Below are 14,684 nucleotides of genomic sequence, written 5' to 3' on the forward strand. Positions count from 1 at the left end.
TATGCAAACAATGAAATCAGGCCTCTTGAACGGGCGCAGCTTGCTGGCTGGTGGCTTGCTGGCGGTGCTGCTGGCAGGTTGCAGCAACTTGCCACAGCCTCCCCAGGCGGTTGCGCGCTATGACTTGGGTGTGCCCCCGGCCTTGGCCCCTGCCAGCGATGCGCTGCAGCCCGTGGCGCTGGCCAAGATGCAGGCCCCTTTGCAGTCAGACGGCAATACCGCCGTGCGTTACCGGCTGGCCTATGCCGATGCCCAGGTGCTGCACGCCTATGCCCAGGCCCGCTGGAGTTTGCCGCCCGCGCAGATGGTGTTGCAGCGGTTGCGTGAGCACCTGGGCCAAGGTGGGCGGGTCGTACTGTCTGCAGAAGCCGGGGAACTGCCGCCCAGTGTGCAGGGCAGACAGGTTCCGGTCTTGCGCTTGTCGCTGGAAGAATTCAGCCATGTGTTTGCCAGTGCACGCCAGAGCGCTGGCTGGGTGCGGGTACGCGCCACCCTGGTCGACCCCGCACCGCAAGGCGATGTGCTGCTGGCGCAGCAGGTCTTTGAAGTGCGCCAGCCAGCCGCTGCGCCCAATGCATCGGCGGGCGTACAGGCTCTGGCGCAGGGCGTCGATGCGATAGGCCGGCAAATGCTGCCTTGGCTACAGACCGTAACGGCTGTCAGCAAGCGTTGAGGCCTGCCTTGCAGCCATGGGTGGCATGGTCTTACCGTCCGTCGCCTGCAGTGACTACGTCTGCCACCCACGTGACTCAGTACAGTGAATGTTCGCGCTGCACAACAGTAAAGCCATGATTTATTTGGTTTTTCTGCTGTGCGGCATGGATGAATGCACGTAAAGGAGTCGCTATGAATGAAGACCGTATCTCAGGAAACTGGAAACAATTCAAAGGCAAGATGCGTGAGCAGTGGGGCAAGCTGACGGACGACGACGTCGATGTGATTGCAGGCAAGCGCGACCAGTTTCTGGGCAAGCTGCAAGAGCGGCACGGTATCGCCAAGGAAGAGGCAGAAAAGCAGCTGACGGATTGGCAAAAGCGCCACCCCGACTTCCGTTGGGACCAGTAAGCCATTGAGGGCGCAAAGCATGGGCGCGGGCCGCCCATGCTTTTTTTATATCTCTGAGACAAGGAGTCGCTATGCAATTCACCCCAAAATTAATAGCAATGACCGCAGCCGCATTGATGGCTACCTCTGCTTTTGCGCTGACTGCAGAAGAACATAAGGCCGAGCAGCAGCGCATCACGGCCGAATACAAGGCAGCCAAAGTGCAGTGCACATCGCTGACCGCGAATGCCAAGGATGTCTGTGAAAAAGAGGCCGAGGGCCGCGAAAAAGTAGCCAAGGCAGAGCTGGAGCACCGCAAAGATCCAACCGAAAAGCGGCGCTACAACGTTGCCAAGACCAAAGCCGATACTGCCTACGCAGTGGCCAAGGAAAAGTGTGACGACCTCAAGGGCAATGCCGAGGATGTGTGTGAAAAAGATGCCAAGGCACAACACGTGAAAGCTCTGGAAGCGGCCAAGGTAGCGGATGCACGGGCAGACGGCAGCAAAGATGGCAACGCCAAGGCGGCGCACGTGTCTGAGGTTCGCAAGGACGCAGCACAGAATGTGCGTGAAGCCGACTACAAGGCGGCCATGGAGCGTTGCGATGCCCTGTCGGGCGACGTGAAGGACAAATGCCAAAACGATGCCAAGCGTACTTTTGGCCAGTAATGGCTGAAATTTGAAGCTGCATGGCGCATGACACATGACGTGTGGCATATAGCGTGCACAACCAAGCCCTGCAATGCAGGGCTTTTTGCTTTAGGGAAAACAAGGCTGTAGGTCAATGCCTTGGGCTGGTCAGAATTTGATGTGACGCAAATCCCTAAGAAATCTCCTCTTTAAGCTCGGTTCACTGAAACAAACCCATAAGAAGGAGTTGCACTATGGCGACGTTGGAATGGAGCGCAGCTTTGGAGCTGAACGTTCCTGCCATGGATGAAACGCACAAAGAGTTTGTCGATCTGCTGGCGGCTGTGGAAAGCGCTGCGGACGAAGAACTTGAACCGCTGTGGCAAGAACTGATCGCGCATACGGAAGCCCACTTTGGGCAGGAAGACCGCTGGATGGAGGCCACAGGCTTTTCTGTAGGAAACTGCCATGCCACCCAGCACAAGGTGGTACTGGAAATCATGCGAGAAGGTGCCAAGAACGGTGAGCAGGGCAACTTCACCATGATTCGCGGCATGACGCCGGAGCTGGCCTCCTGGTTCAGCTACCACGCCCAGACCATGGATGCGGCCTTGGCGCAGCACATGCAAAGCGTCGGCTTTGACCCGGAGACGGGCGAAGTGGCCCATACGGAGTCTTTGCCCGAGCAACTGATCAGCGGTTGTGGCGGTGCGTGCTCCAAGCCCGAAGACCATGACCAGCATTCGGCTCAGGCGCACAAGGTAGCGCAAGCGGCGGCGTAGCCGCCCCGGGCTGCTTGGCACGCACGGCGGCAACCGTGCGTGAACAAAAGCCTAGCCTGCCAGGACGGGAAAAATCTTCACCAGGCCGCCCGCCATCACTTCGATGGCCAGCGCGGCCAAAATCAAGCCCATCAGCCGCGTCATCACATTGATGCCGGTTTTGCCCAGAACGCGGGCGATGGGCTCTGCCATCGAAAAACTACCCCACACGCAAGCGGCCACCACAACTCCATAGCCCACCAGTGCCAGGTGTTGCCAGAAATTGGCGGCCTGATCGGCATAAATCACCACGGTGGACATGGCTGCGGGGCCTGTGAGCAGGGGGATGGTGAGTGGAACGACCGCAATGCTGTTGCCCATGGCCGCTTTTTCGGCCCCGGCTTCCAGCGTGGCTTCGTGAGGGCGGTCTTCTGCAGGGCGTGCGTTCAGCATGTTCATGGCACTGAGCAGCAGCAGCAAGCCGCCGCCGACCTGAAAACTTTGCAGCGATATGTTGAAGAAATCCAGTACCTGCAGGCCAATCAGTGCGCATGCGGCAATCACCACAAACGCGCTGAAGGCCGCGGTGCGGATGGTTTGCGTGCGCTGCTCAGCGTTAAATCCCTGGGTGTAATGGATGAAAAACGGCACGATCGCCAGCGGGTTGACGATGGCGACCAGGGTGATCAGCGGTTTTAAATCCATGGGCGGTAGGCGTTGGGAGTGAATGGGCTAAGTGGAACGCAGATTGCTTAAAGTTACCAGTGGTGTGGTCGAAGTGTAGGTAAGGTTGGTGCGGATGAGACCATGGCACAACGACAACATACAAGGGGCAGGCATGGGACAGTTTGTACAGCTAATGGCAGCAGACGGGGTGCAAATCCCTGCATGGGTGGCACAGCCCGAAGGGCCGGTGCGCGGTGCACTGGTGGTGGCGCAGGAGATTTTTGGCGTGAATGCGCACATCCGTGCCGTGACCGATCGGCTGGCTGCGCGGGGGTTTGTGGCGATTGCTCCGGCACTCTTTGCACGGCTGGAGCCGGATGTGGATCTGGGCTATGACGCCGAAGGCATGGCGCGCGGCAAAGCGCTGAAAGCGGCCGCAGAGGCTTTGCCGGGTGAGGGCGTGCTGCAAGATGTTCGGGCTGCCGCGCAGTGGGTGCGGCAATCGAGCGGCGAGCGTGTGGGCATGCTGGGGTTTTGCTGGGGCGGGCTGCTGACGTGGCGCGCGGCGCAGCAGCTCGATGAGCTTTCTGCGGCTGTGTGCTACTACGGGGGCGGTATGACGGTTGCGCCTGACATGGCGCGCATGCCACGCATTCCGGTGATGGCGCACTTTGGCACGCTGGATGCGCATATCTCGGTGGACAGCGTGCAGGCCTTCAGCCATGCACACCCGAGTGTACAGGTGCATTTGTACGAGGCCGACCACGGTTTTAACTGTGACCAGCGTGGCAGTTATGACGACATCAGCGCGGTGCAGGCCAAAGACCGCACGCTGGCATTTTTTGACCAGTATTTGCGCCGTTCGCTGTGATGTGCCATTAAAAGAGAAGCTGCTTGCGCTGTATTCATGCGCATTTCAAATACTTTTGTATCTGAAGTTATTGACTCATAAGCGTTAGCAGCTCTTCTTTTTAATCATTGTTGCCCAGCAAGCTGTCTTTTTCAATGTACCGGCGGCGCCAGAAGAACACCAGCAGCACCAGGCCAATCAGGCCCATGGCGCCCATGGCCCACCAGAAACCATCTTCTTTGTGCACCAGGGGCAGAACGTCAAAGTTCATGCCGAACACGGCCGCAATCAAGTTCAGTGGCAGAAAGATGGCGGTCAGTGTGGTGAGGGTGCGCATGATGTCGTTGGCACGGTTGCTCTGTGCGGAGAAGTGCATTTGCATGGCGGCTTCGGCACTTTGCTCCATGCGGTGCACGTGGTGAATCACGCGTTCAATGTGCTCCAGCACGTCGCGCGAGCGCACGCGCAGCAGCTCCAGCGCGCGGCGTGCGGTTTTGCTGCTGTCTTCGCTGCTCCAGCCGTCCAGCGAATCAATCCAGTCTTGCACGGCAGCCCGCTGGTCTTCACAGATTTCATCGAGCTGGTGCAGCCCCAGGCGCGCCTGCAGCACCTCGGCCCAGTCGTTAAAGCGGGATTTGGGGTTGAGCAAGGCCATCTGCCAGCCATCGATTTGCTTGGCCATGTCGCGGCGCAGGCTCTGGTAGCCGTCCACCATCTGGTCGATCTGGCGCAGCATCAGGTCAGCACTGCTGGGCGGCAGGCGGCTGCCTGCGCTGCGTTTTTCGGGGAAAGTGCCTGCAGGCGAGAGCAAGCGCTGCAGGTAGTGCTCACGCACGGGGCATGCGCTGGGGTGCACGCTGAGCAAGATCTCGTCAAACACCGCAAAGCCCACGGGCGCGGTAGGCAGCCCTTTGGTGGTGGAGGGCGCTTGGACCTGCGGCAGGTCCAGTCGGCGAAATACCAGCACGTCGTAATCCGACGTGAAGTCAAACGTGGATGGAATGTGTGCGTTCAGCAGGTCGGAGATGTGCAGATCCACCAGCGGTGTGCCGCACAGCGACAGCAGCAGTGGCTGAACAGCCGCTAGCTGCGCCTCAAATTCGCTGCGCTCGCAAGAGAGCCAGTAAAACGCACCGGCCTCGGGGCGCGGCAGGGCGGTGGACTCGGCGGGCGGCCAGGTGCCCAGGTCTTGCACCTGTTTGGTGGCAGGCTGAATCAGCAGCAGTTGCATAGATGTAAGGTCAAAAAGGCCAAAAACGCAGGCTGTTCAGGCGCTGACAGCTATGAAAACCGGGCGGCTGTGCAGCCACCCGGTGCAGGCCCAGAGGTTACAGCCCGCGCAGCTTCTTGGCCGCGTCGATCGCAAAGTACGTCAAGATGCCATCGGCCCCGGCACGCTTGAAGGCCAGCAGCGCTTCCATCATGACGGCGTCGTGGTCCAGCCAGCCATTCGCTGCAGCGGCCTTGATCATGGCGTACTCGCCGCTGACCTGATAGGCAAAGGTGGGCACCTTGAACTCATCTTTGACGCGGCGCACGATGTCCAGATAGGGCATGCCGGGCTTGACCATGACCATGTCTGCACCCTCGGCAATGTCCATGGCCACTTCGCGCAGGGCTTCATCGGAGTTGGCCGGGTCCATCTGGTAGACGTTCTTGTCGGCCTTGCCCAGAGCACCACGCGTACCAACGGCATCGCGAAAGGGGCCGTAGAAGGCACTGGCGTACTTGGCGCTATAGGCCATGATGCGCGTATAGATGTGGCCTTGCAGCTCCAGTGCTTCGCGGATGGCGCCAATGCGGCCGTCCATCATGTCGCTGGGGGCGACCATGTCGACACCGGCTTCGGCGTGCGTGAGGGCCTGGCCGACCAGCACTTCCACGGTTTCTTCATTGAGGATGTAGCCGGTTTCATCCAGGATGCCGTCCTGGCCGTGGCTGGTGTAGGGGTCCAGCGCCACATCGGTCATGATGCCCAGCTGGGGGAACTCTTTTTTCAGTGCGCGCACCACACGGGGGATCAGGCCATCAGGGTTCAGCGCTTCTTTGCCGTCAGGTGTCTTCAGGCTGGTGTCAATGGCGGGAAACAGCGCCAGCACTGGAATTTCCAGCTTCACACACTCTTGGGCCACAGGCAGCAGCAGGTCCAGGCTCAGGCGCTCTACACCGGGCATCGAGGCAATGGCCTCGCGGCGGCTGCTGCCCTCGTGGACGAACACCGGGTAAATGAAGTCATGGGCTGTCAGGTGGTTCTCACGCACCAGGTTGCGGGTGAAAGCATCACGGCGCAGACGGCGGGGACGGCTTTGCGGAAAAGGGGTAGGGCTAGACAGATGCATGCCTGCCATTGTGCTCCTGTCGATACTTCTGTGTGAGCGATCCCGGCACAGCCCAGTCAAGCTTGTCCTTGGGGATAGTCCCGGTGCGCGTGCCCAAACGCAATGCTAGATTGGCCTCCGAGCGCGGCTTGCCGCATTCCCTGCTTCACCTCCCTGAGCAGGCCTCTTTCCAGAGGAATTTTCACGCCCGGCCTTGGCCGGGTTTTTTTTGCGCCAAGTCTGCGCCTTACACTGTGCCCATGTTGTGGGTCAAAGCTTTTCATATCGTCTTCGTGACCAGCTGGTTTGCTGGTCTTTTCTACCTGCCGCGCATCTTTGTGAATCTGGCCATGGTGACGCCGGGCTCTGTGGCAGAGCGTGAACGCCTGATCGGTATGTCGCAGCGATTGTTGCGCTTCACCACCATCTTGGCGATTCCTGCCATTGCACTGGGCCTGTGGCTGCTGCTGGGCTTTGGTTTTTGGCAAGCGGGCGGCTGGGTGCATGCCAAGCTGGTGCTGGTACTGGCCGTAGTGGGTTATCACTACAGCTGCGGCGTGCTGCTGCGTCAGTTGATGGCCGGAACATGCCAGCGCAGCCATCGCTGGTTCCGCTGGTACAACGAACTGCCCGTGCTGCTGCTCGTGGCCATCGTGATCCTCGTCGTTGTGAAGCCTTTTTAAACCTCGTCCGCCCACCGGAAAGGGGCAGCCTGTGTTCAAGACCTCGGCATGGCCACTGGCCATGCTGTACATCGCACTGATTGTCTTCGCCAGCTTGTTTCCGTTCGACGGCTGGCGGGTGCAGGGCATTTCGCCCTGGGTGTTTGTGACGGCGCCACTGCCTCCTCCGTACTGGACGTGGTTTGACGTCAACACCAACATTGTGGGTTATGTGCCTTTGGGTTTCCTGTTGGCGCTGGGAGGGCTGCGCAGTGGCTGGCGGGCCTGGTCCATTCCCGCAGCATTTCTGAGTGGTGCAGCGCTGTCGCTGAGCATGGAGTTTTTGCAAATCTACTTGCCGCGACGTGTCCCCTCCAATCTGGATTTTGTGCTCAACGCCGCAGGCGCATTGATGGGCGCTTTGCTGGCTGCCGCCTTGGAGCGGCTGGGTGCGCTGGAGCGATGGAGCGTATTTAGGCAGCGCTGGTTTGATCAGCAGCCCCACGGGGGACTGGTGCTGATTGGTCTGTGGCCCATTGCTCTGCTCTTTCCGGCGACGCTGCCTTTTAGCCTGGGGCAGGTGCTGGAGCGGCTGGATAAAACACTGGACGAATGGCTGGAGGGTACGCCCTTCATGGACTGGCTGCCCCTGCGCGAAGAGCCGCTGGTACCGCTGATGCCCAGTGCAGAAATGCTGTGCGTCATGCTGGGTTTGCTGGCGCCTTGTCTGCTGGGTTACATGCTGATGGTCCATCGCGGCCGTCGGGCGGTGTTGGCCATCGTTGTCATTGCGGCGGGCATTGCGGCTACTGCGTTGTCATCGGCCATGGCTTATGGCCCCAACCACGCCTGGGCGTGGAACACGCTGCCCACACAGGCGGGTATTGTGGCGGCCATCTTGCTGGCTGTCTGCGCGCTGCCAGTGCCACGCCGCTGGTGTGCAGTGCTGCTGATTTTGGTGCTGATGTGGCAGCTCAACTGGCTCAACCAGGCACCGCTTAACCCCTACTTTGCCGACACCCTGCAGTCTTGGGAGCAGGGACGCTTCATGCGTTTTTACGGGCTGGGGCAATGGCTGGGCTGGGCCTGGCCCTATGCTGTGCTGGCCTATGTGGCGCTGCGCCTGACACAGCGGCAACCTGAGACTAGCTAGGGCACCTTTTCACTGGCCCAGTGGATTGCATGGCCACGGCCTAGAATGTTTGCACCATGAGTGAACACACCTCCAGCGGCTACTACAGCCGCCATATTTTCTTTTGCCTGAACGAACGCCCCAATGGCGAAGACTGCTGTGCTTTGCATGGCGCCAAGGAAGGCTTTGACCACTGCAAAAAAGCCGTGAAAGATGCCGGCCTGGCGGGCAAAGGCCAGGTGCGCGTGAACAAGGCAGGCTGTCTGGATCGCTGTGCTGCAGGCCCGGTCGCCGTGGTCTACCCCGAGGGGACGTGGTACACCTTTTTCGATACCGCAGACATTGACGAAATTGTCGAGTCACACCTGAAAAACGGCACAGTGGTTGAACGTTTGCTGGTTCCCCCGGAACTTGGCCGCTGAAACCGACTCACAGCCCCAATCCCAAGTGTTTCTGGCCGCCAGTGCTTATTCATAAAGCGCAGGTAGCTATAAATTAGGTAGTTGCAATTGAACGCCCAAACAGAACGATTCACCCTTGCCGGCGCTGCCGGTCTGATCGAAGCCCTGCGTGACCGCCCTGCGGGCACGCCCAAAGGCGTGGCGGTGATCGCCCATCCGCACCCCTTGTTTGCCGGCACCATGGACAACAAAGTAGTGCAGACCTTGGCACGCGCCTTTGTGCAAGCGGGCTGGGAAGCCATTCGTTTTAACTTTCGCGGCGTCGGTGCCAGCGAAGGTGTGCACGATGCAGGCAAGGGCGAGGCCCTGGATTTGATGGAAGTGGTACGCCAGGTGGCGCCCCAGGGTGCAGTGGCGCTGGCAGGGTTCTCCTTCGGTGCATTTGTCACCACGCACGCGGTAGCTGCTTTATGGGATGAGGCACGGGTTGAAAAAGTAGTACTGGTTGGCACGGCTGCCAGCCGCTTTGAACCCGCCACGCTGCCTCCGGCTGCCCATGACCGCACGCTGGTGCTGCATGGTGAGAAAGATGACACCGTGCCGCTGCAATCGGTCATGGACTGGGCGCGCTCGCAGATACTGCCTGTAACAGTTGTCCCGGATGGGGGGCATTTCTTCCACGGACAATTGCCTTTGCTCAAAGGCTTGGTGCTTCGTCACCTGAGTGCTGTGCACCTGTGAGTGCGCAGCTTTTTTCTGCTGATTTTCTGATAACCGAGTTGTGTTCATGAAGCCTGTTTTCTCGACCCTGCGCACGCTGGCATTGACCGCGGCCATGGCGCCTTTGTGGGCGAATGCCCAAATTGCACAGTTGCAGCCGCCAGAAATTGCTGCGCGCACCTATATGCTGGTGGATGTGACGGCCAACCAAGTGCTGGCATCCAAGGATGTTGACGCTCCTGTAGAGCCTGCATCGCTGACCAAGCTGATGACGGGTTACCTCGTGTTTGATGCACTGCGTTCCAAGAAGATCACACTGGAGCAGCGCCTGCCTGTGAGCGAGCAAGCCTGGAAGATGCCTGGCTCGCGCATGTTTATCGATCCCAAGATGCAAGTGCCTGTCGAGGACTTGATCAAGGGCATGATCGTGCAGTCTGGCAATGACGCCACCATGGCGCTGGCCGAGGGCGTGGGCGGTACCAAGGAAAACTTTGTGCGCCTGATGAACGAGCAGGCTAAAGCGCTGGGTATGACGGGTACCGTCTACAAGAACCCTGAAGGACTGACCGAGCCCGGCCATCTGACGACCGCGCGTGACCTGTCTATTTTGGCAATACGCCTGATGCGTGACTTCCCCCAGTACACGCACTACTACGCCATCAAGGAATACCGCTATCAAGGCACGCCTGCGGCCAATGGCCGAAACCGCAATACCTTGCTGTTCCGTGACCCTACTGTTGATGGCCTCAAAACAGGTCACACCAATGCTGCAGGCTACTGCCTGGTTTCTACTGCCAATCGCGAAATCCCCAACGTGGGCGGGCGCCGGATGCTCTCTATTTTGCTGGGTGCCGCCAGCGACAACGCGCGTGCCAATGAAAGCCAGAAGCTCTTGAACTGGGGCTATACGGCCTATGACGCAGTCAAGCTGTTTGATGCAGGGCAGGCGATGGAAGAGGCCCAAATCTGGAAGGGCACCAAAGGCACCATCAAGGTCGGGCGTGAAGGTGCAACTGTCGTGACAGTACCTTCGGGAAGCTCTGGCAAGGTCACCACCCAGGTGGTGCGTACTGATCCTTTGTTGGCGCCGATTGCCAAGGGCCAGCAAGTGGGCACTTTGAAGGTGCTGGTGGCAGATCAAGTCGCTGCTGAATTGCCCATCGTTGCGCTGGAAGGCGTGGATGAAGGTGGTTTCTTTGGTCGCACCTGGGATGCCATCCGACTGTGGATTCGTTAACGCGAGCCACGAAAGCGGCAGGAGCCTAATACTTGGGTGCCTGCCGTTTAATCACATATGACTTGCTCTGGGTTTGCCAAGCTGGTACATTCGAGAGCTTTTCGGAATTTCCGAAGGGTTTCACGTTTTCGTTTTTTACGTTTAGGGACGTTATTTAATGCCAACCATTAACCAACTCGTGCGTCAGGGCCGCACGGTAGAAGTTGTTAAATCCAAGAGCCCTGCTATGGAAAACTGCCCCCAGCGCCGTGGCGTGTGTACCCGTGTGTACACCACGACACCTAAGAAGCCTAACTCGGCTTTGCGTAAGGTGGCTAAGGTGCGTCTGACCAACGGTTTCGAAGTTATTTCGTACATCGGCGGTGAAGGCCACAACCTGCAAGAGCACAGCGTGGTGCTGGTGCGTGGTGGTCGTGTAAAGGACTTGCCAGGTGTGCGTTACCACATCGTGCGCGGTTCGCTTGACCTGCAAGGCGTCAAGGATCGCAAGCAGTCCCGTTCGAAGTACGGTGCTAAGAAGCCTAAGGCTAAGTAAGCCCTGGTTTCGAAAAACAAACGGTGTTTGATTCGCCTGACTGGCGCGGTCAAACGTAGTGACCCGAAGCGCAAGTGTTTTGCGTGGGTCGAGTAAGTGAGAGTCTTTGATTAGCTCTCGCGGTGTCTGAAAAGTCACCAACTGAAGCAAAGATAGAGGTGAAAAATGCCACGTCGTCGCGAAGTCCCCAAACGTGAAATTCTGCCGGATCCTAAGTTCGGTAATGTAGAGCTGTCCAAATTCATGAACGTGATCATGGAAGGCGGCAAGAAGGCTGTTGCAGAACGCATCATTTATGGTGCTCTGGAGCTGATCGCCAAGAAGCAGCCTGAAAAAGATGCTTTGGAAGTGTTCGTCACAGCCATCAACAACATCAAGCCCATGGTGGAAGTGAAGTCCCGCCGCGTGGGTGGTGCTAACTACCAGGTGCCTGTTGAAGTGCGTCCCGTCCGTCGTCTGGCTCTGTCCATGCGCTGGTTGAAGGAAGCTGCCCGTAAGCGTGGCGAAAAGTCGATGGCCCAACGTCTGGCCAACGAAATGATGGAAGCCACCGAAGGTCGTGGCGGCGCCATGAAGAAGCGTGATGAAGTGCACCGTATGGCCGAAGCCAACAAGGCCTTCAGCCACTTCCGCTTCTAATCTGCTTATTGCAGTTTGAAACAGACGGGCCGCTCGCAAATTTTGCCGGCGGCCTTGTCTCGATTCAAGGCGCCCTCATATAGAGCTGCTGGTCCCGGCGCCACAAGGCTGGGTGATCAGACTCTCTCCCCCCCATACGATCAATCAAGGATCAATCATGGCTCGCAAGACCCCCATTGCCCGTTATCGCAACATCGGTATTTCGGCGCACATCGACGCAGGTAAGACCACTACCACTGAACGTATCCTGTTTTATACAGGCGTGACCCACAAGCTGGGTGAAGTGCATGACGGCGCTGCGACCACCGACTGGATGGAGCAAGAGCAAGAGCGCGGCATCACCATTACTTCGGCTGCTGTGACTTGCTTCTGGAAGGGCATGGACCTGTCCTACCCCGAGCACCGTTTCAACATCATTGACACCCCCGGCCACGTGGACTTCACTATTGAAGTGGAGCGTTCCATGCGCGTGCTGGACGGCGCTTGCATGGTGTACTGTGCTGTGGGCGGCGTGCAGCCTCAGTCTGAAACTGTGTGGCGTCAAGCTAACAAGTACAAAGTGCCTCGCCTGGCCTTCGTGAACAAGATGGACCGTACTGGTGCCAACTTCTTCAAGGTCTATGAAGGCATGAAGACTCGTCTGAATGCGAACCCAGTGCCTGTGGTGATCCCAATTGGTGCTGAAGACAAGTTCGAAGGCGTAGTTGACTTGGTCAAGATGAAGGCCATCATCTGGGACGAAGCTTCCCAGGGCATGAAGTTTGAGTACCAGGACATTCCTGCTGACTTGGTGGAAACTGCCAACAAGTGGCGTGAAAATCTGGTCGAAGCTGCTGCTGAAGCCAACGAAGACCTGATGAACAAGTACCTGGAAGAAGGTACTTTGTCTGAAGAAGAAATCAAGGCCGGTATCCGTGCCCGTACGCTGGCTGTTGAAATTCAGCCCATGCTGTGCGGTACTGCCTTCAAGAACAAGGGTGTACAGCGCATGCTGGACGCCGTGATCGACTATCTGCCAGCGCCTGTGGATATCGACGACGTGACCGGTACCGATCCCGACGACGAAGAAAAGAAGCTGAGCCGCAAGGCTGACGACGAAGAGAAGTTCTCTGCGTTGGCGTTTAAGCTGATGACCGATCCGTTCGTGGGTCAGCTGACTTTCGTGCGCGTGTATTCGGGTGTTCTGTCCAAGGGCGAAACCGTTCTGAACTCTGTAAAGGGTAAGAAAGAGCGTATCGGCCGTATCGTGCAGATGATGGCCAACGATCGCGTGGAAGTCGACGAAATTCGCGCCGGTGACATCGCTGCTTGCGTGGGCTTGAAGGATGTGACAACAGGTGAAACCCTGTGTGCATCCGATGCGCCTATCGTGCTGGAGCGCATGGTGTTCCCTGAGCCGGTGATTGCACAGGCAGTGGAGCCAAAGACCAAGACTGACCAGGAAAAGATGGGTATTGCCCTGTCGCGCCTGGCGGCTGAAGATCCTTCCTTCCGTGTGCGTACCGACGAAGAATCGGGCCAGACCATCATTGCTGGTATGGGCGAATTGCACCTGGAAATTATCGTGGACCGCATGAAGCGCGAGTTCAACGTGGAAGCCAACGTGGGCAAGCCCCAGGTTGCTTACCGCGAAACTGTGCGCAGCACGGTCAAGGATGTGGACGGCAAGTTTGTTCGTCAGTCCGGCGGTAAGGGTCAATACGGTCACGTGGTGTTCACATTGGAGCCACAAGAGCCAGGTAAGGGCTTTGAGTTTGTTGACGCCATCAAGGGCGGTGTGGTTCCTCGCGAATACATTCCTGCTGTTGAAAAGGGTGTGATCGAAGCCCTGACCTCCGGTGTGCTGGCTGGCTACCCTGTTGTGGACGTGAAGGTTACTTTGACCTTCGGTTCGTACCACGATGTGGACTCGAACGAAATGGCGTTCAAGATGGCCGCTATCTTCGGTTTCAAGGAAGCAGCTCGCAAGGCCAATCCTGTCATCCTCGAGCCAATGATGGCCGTGGAAGTGGAAACGCCAGAAGACTACGCCGGTACTGTGATGGGTGACTTGTCTGCCCGTCGTGGTCTGGTGCAGGGCATGGACGACATGGTTGGTGGTGGTAAGGCGATTAAGGCAGAAGTGCCTTTGTCCGAAATGTTTGGTTACGCCACTTCGTTGCGTTCACAGACACAAGGTCGCGCCAGCTACACCATGGAGTTCAAGCACTACGCTGAAGCTCCTCGCAACGTGGCTGAAGCCATCGTTGCAGCCCGCGCTAAGTAATTAGCAAATCGGTCATAATTGATCGGTTGTCCGCAGTCGTTTTTTGCGACTGCGGACAGATTGCCGGTCTGCGATCGCGTGCCACTTTGTTACCTGTGCGAAGTGAATTAGCAATGCGATGCAGACCTTAAAACCACACACAGGTCTGCTCTTTTATTCGGAGAATTTGCAATGGCAAAAGAAAAATTCGAACGTACCAAGCCCCACGTGAACGTGGGTACTATTGGCCACGTTGACCACGGTAAGACTACCCTGACAGCTGCTATCGCTACTGTGCTGTCCAAGCACTTCGGCGGCGAAGCTCGTGACTACTCGCAGATCGACAACGCACCCGAAGAAAAGGCTCGTGGTATCACGATCAACACTTCGCACGTTGAGTACGAAACTGCAACCCGTCACTACGCTCACGTTGACTGCCCAGGCCACGCTGACTATGTGAAGAACATGATCACTGGTGCTGCTCAGATGGACGGCGCTATCTTGGTTTGCTCCGCTGCTGACGGCCCTATGCCCCAGACACGCGAGCACATCCTGCTGGCTCGCCAGGTTGGCGTTCCTTACATCATCGTGTTCCTGAACAAGTGCGACATGGTGGACGACGAAGAGCTGCTGGAGCTGGTCGAAATGGAAGTGCGCGAGCTCTTGGACAAGTATGACTTCCCAGGTGACGACACTCCAATCATCCGCGGTTCGGCTAAGCTGGCCCTGGAAGGTGACCAGTCCGACAAGGGTGAGCCTGCTATCTTGAAGCTGGCTGAAGCTCTGGATACCTACATCCCAACACCTGAGCGTGCTGTGGACGGTGCCTTTGCAATGCCTGT

17 protein-coding genes are annotated in these 14,684 nt (G+C 58.0%); 14 read left to right on the forward strand and 3 right to left on the reverse strand.

Going from position 1 to position 14,684, the window contains the following annotated elements:
• Position 1 precedes the first annotated feature (1 nt).
• The 4 genes from IB213_RS15245 to IB213_RS15260 all read left to right on the forward strand — a co-directional run bounded on the left by IB213_RS15245 (position 2) and on the right by IB213_RS15260 (position 2,458).
• Positions 2 to 673: an ABC-type transport auxiliary lipoprotein family protein gene (locus tag IB213_RS15245; protein ID WP_225561142.1), complete on the forward strand. Its 672-nt coding sequence runs from the start codon at positions 2 to 4 to the stop codon at positions 671 to 673.
• 173 nt (positions 674 to 846) lie between these two features.
• Positions 847 to 1,065 carry a CsbD family protein gene (locus IB213_RS15250; RefSeq protein ID WP_191722114.1) on the forward strand — a complete coding sequence of 73 codons (219 nt, stop codon included), beginning with the start codon at positions 847 to 849 and terminating at the stop codon, positions 1,063 to 1,065.
• A 71-nt stretch (positions 1,066 to 1,136) separates the two neighbouring features.
• Entirely contained in the window at positions 1,137 to 1,715 is a 579-nt protein-coding gene (locus IB213_RS15255) for a hypothetical protein (RefSeq protein WP_192407593.1), read from the forward strand.
• A gap of 215 nt (positions 1,716 to 1,930) precedes the next feature.
• Complete coding sequence (locus tag IB213_RS15260) at positions 1,931 to 2,458, forward strand: hemerythrin domain-containing protein (RefSeq protein WP_192407595.1); 528 nt, start codon at positions 1,931 to 1,933, stop codon at positions 2,456 to 2,458.
• A gap of 51 nt (positions 2,459 to 2,509) precedes the next feature.
• On the opposite strand, the gene IB213_RS15265 is transcribed toward IB213_RS15260, so the two are convergent.
• On the reverse strand, positions 2,510 to 3,142 hold the full coding sequence (locus IB213_RS15265) for a MarC family protein (RefSeq protein WP_192407602.1): 633 nt from the start codon (positions 3,140 to 3,142) through the stop codon (positions 2,510 to 2,512).
• Between the two features lie 133 nt (positions 3,143 to 3,275).
• Between IB213_RS15265 and IB213_RS15270 the strand changes: the two genes are divergently transcribed.
• Positions 3,276 to 3,974, forward strand: a complete 699-nt coding sequence (locus IB213_RS15270; RefSeq protein ID WP_192407605.1) for a dienelactone hydrolase family protein — start codon at positions 3,276 to 3,278, stop codon at positions 3,972 to 3,974.
• A gap of 100 nt (positions 3,975 to 4,074) precedes the next feature.
• Here the strand turns inward: IB213_RS15270 and IB213_RS15275 are convergent, their stop codons facing one another.
• Together IB213_RS15275 and hemB are read right to left on the reverse strand one after the other, a co-directional pair.
• A complete protein-coding gene (locus IB213_RS15275) occupies positions 4,075 to 5,184 on the reverse strand; it encodes a magnesium transporter CorA family protein (RefSeq protein ID WP_192407607.1) in 1,110 nt (369 codons plus the stop codon).
• 97 nt (positions 5,185 to 5,281) lie between these two features.
• A complete protein-coding gene (gene hemB, locus IB213_RS15280; protein ID WP_191722120.1) occupies positions 5,282 to 6,292 on the reverse strand; it encodes a porphobilinogen synthase in 1,011 nt (336 codons plus the stop codon).
• Between the two features lie 239 nt (positions 6,293 to 6,531).
• On the opposite strand from hemB, the gene IB213_RS15285 reads away from it, so the two are divergent.
• The 9 genes from IB213_RS15285 to IB213_RS15325 form a co-directional block, all read left to right on the forward strand.
• Positions 6,532 to 6,954 (forward strand): CopD family protein, encoded by a 423-nt coding sequence (locus IB213_RS15285; protein ID WP_192407609.1) that lies wholly within the window; start codon positions 6,532 to 6,534, stop codon positions 6,952 to 6,954.
• Between the two features lie 31 nt (positions 6,955 to 6,985).
• Entirely contained in the window at positions 6,986 to 8,086 is a 1,101-nt protein-coding gene (locus IB213_RS15290; protein WP_370551223.1) for a VanZ family protein, read from the forward strand.
• Positions 8,087 to 8,142: 56 nt separating this feature from the next.
• A complete protein-coding gene (locus IB213_RS15295; protein WP_191722122.1) occupies positions 8,143 to 8,487 on the forward strand; it encodes a ferredoxin in 345 nt (114 codons plus the stop codon).
• Positions 8,488 to 8,574: 87 nt separating this feature from the next.
• Entirely contained in the window at positions 8,575 to 9,207 is a 633-nt protein-coding gene (locus IB213_RS15300) for an alpha/beta hydrolase (RefSeq protein WP_192407611.1), read from the forward strand.
• 46 nt (positions 9,208 to 9,253) lie between these two features.
• The gene (locus IB213_RS15305; RefSeq protein WP_192407613.1) at positions 9,254 to 10,423 is read left to right on the forward strand and encodes a D-alanyl-D-alanine carboxypeptidase family protein; all 1,170 of its coding nucleotides are present in this window, start codon (positions 9,254 to 9,256) and stop codon (positions 10,421 to 10,423) included.
• A gap of 157 nt (positions 10,424 to 10,580) precedes the next feature.
• Positions 10,581 to 10,958, forward strand: coding sequence for a 30S ribosomal protein S12 (gene rpsL, locus IB213_RS15310; RefSeq protein WP_012202325.1), 378 nt, complete (start codon positions 10,581 to 10,583; stop codon positions 10,956 to 10,958).
• 165 nt (positions 10,959 to 11,123) lie between these two features.
• The gene (rpsG, locus tag IB213_RS15315; protein WP_191722125.1) at positions 11,124 to 11,597 is read left to right on the forward strand and encodes a 30S ribosomal protein S7; all 474 of its coding nucleotides are present in this window, start codon (positions 11,124 to 11,126) and stop codon (positions 11,595 to 11,597) included.
• 157 nt (positions 11,598 to 11,754) lie between these two features.
• Complete coding sequence (fusA, locus tag IB213_RS15320) at positions 11,755 to 13,863, forward strand: elongation factor G (RefSeq protein WP_191722126.1); 2,109 nt, start codon at positions 11,755 to 11,757, stop codon at positions 13,861 to 13,863.
• 171 nt (positions 13,864 to 14,034) lie between these two features.
• On the forward strand, positions 14,035 to 14,684 hold a 650-nt coding region (locus IB213_RS15325), incomplete at its 3' end, for a GTP-binding protein (protein WP_192407614.1).

It is taken from the genome of Comamonas sp. CMM02 (assembly GCF_014851485.1).
In the GTDB taxonomy this organism is placed as follows: Bacteria; Pseudomonadota; Gammaproteobacteria; order Burkholderiales; family Burkholderiaceae_C; genus Comamonas; species Comamonas avium.

Bases quoted from the DNA above. Each gene is read 5' to 3' on its own strand.
- IB213_RS15245 (WP_225561142.1), top strand. From the start codon at position 2: ATGCAAACAATGAAATCAGGCCTCTTGAACGGGCGCAGCTTGCTGGCT.
- IB213_RS15250 (WP_191722114.1), top strand. From the start codon at position 847: ATGAATGAAGACCGTATCTCAGGAAACTGGAAACAATTCAAAGGCAAG.
- IB213_RS15255 (WP_192407593.1), top strand. From the start codon at position 1,137: ATGCAATTCACCCCAAAATTAATAGCAATGACCGCAGCCGCATTGATG.
- IB213_RS15260 (WP_192407595.1), top strand. From the start codon at position 1,931: ATGGCGACGTTGGAATGGAGCGCAGCTTTGGAGCTGAACGTTCCTGCC.
- IB213_RS15265 (WP_192407602.1), bottom strand. From the start codon at position 3,142: ATGGATTTAAAACCGCTGATCACCCTGGTCGCCATCGTCAACCCGCTG.
- IB213_RS15270 (WP_192407605.1), top strand. From the start codon at position 3,276: ATGGGACAGTTTGTACAGCTAATGGCAGCAGACGGGGTGCAAATCCCT.
- IB213_RS15275 (WP_192407607.1), bottom strand. From the start codon at position 5,184: ATGCAACTGCTGCTGATTCAGCCTGCCACCAAACAGGTGCAAGACCTG.
- hemB (WP_191722120.1), bottom strand. From the start codon at position 6,292: ATGCATCTGTCTAGCCCTACCCCTTTTCCGCAAAGCCGTCCCCGCCGT.
- IB213_RS15285 (WP_192407609.1), top strand. From the start codon at position 6,532: ATGTTGTGGGTCAAAGCTTTTCATATCGTCTTCGTGACCAGCTGGTTT.
- IB213_RS15295 (WP_191722122.1), top strand. From the start codon at position 8,143: ATGAGTGAACACACCTCCAGCGGCTACTACAGCCGCCATATTTTCTTT.
- IB213_RS15305 (WP_192407613.1), top strand. From the start codon at position 9,254: ATGAAGCCTGTTTTCTCGACCCTGCGCACGCTGGCATTGACCGCGGCC.
- rpsL (WP_012202325.1), top strand. From the start codon at position 10,581: ATGCCAACCATTAACCAACTCGTGCGTCAGGGCCGCACGGTAGAAGTT.
- rpsG (WP_191722125.1), top strand. From the start codon at position 11,124: ATGCCACGTCGTCGCGAAGTCCCCAAACGTGAAATTCTGCCGGATCCT.
- fusA (WP_191722126.1), top strand. From the start codon at position 11,755: ATGGCTCGCAAGACCCCCATTGCCCGTTATCGCAACATCGGTATTTCG.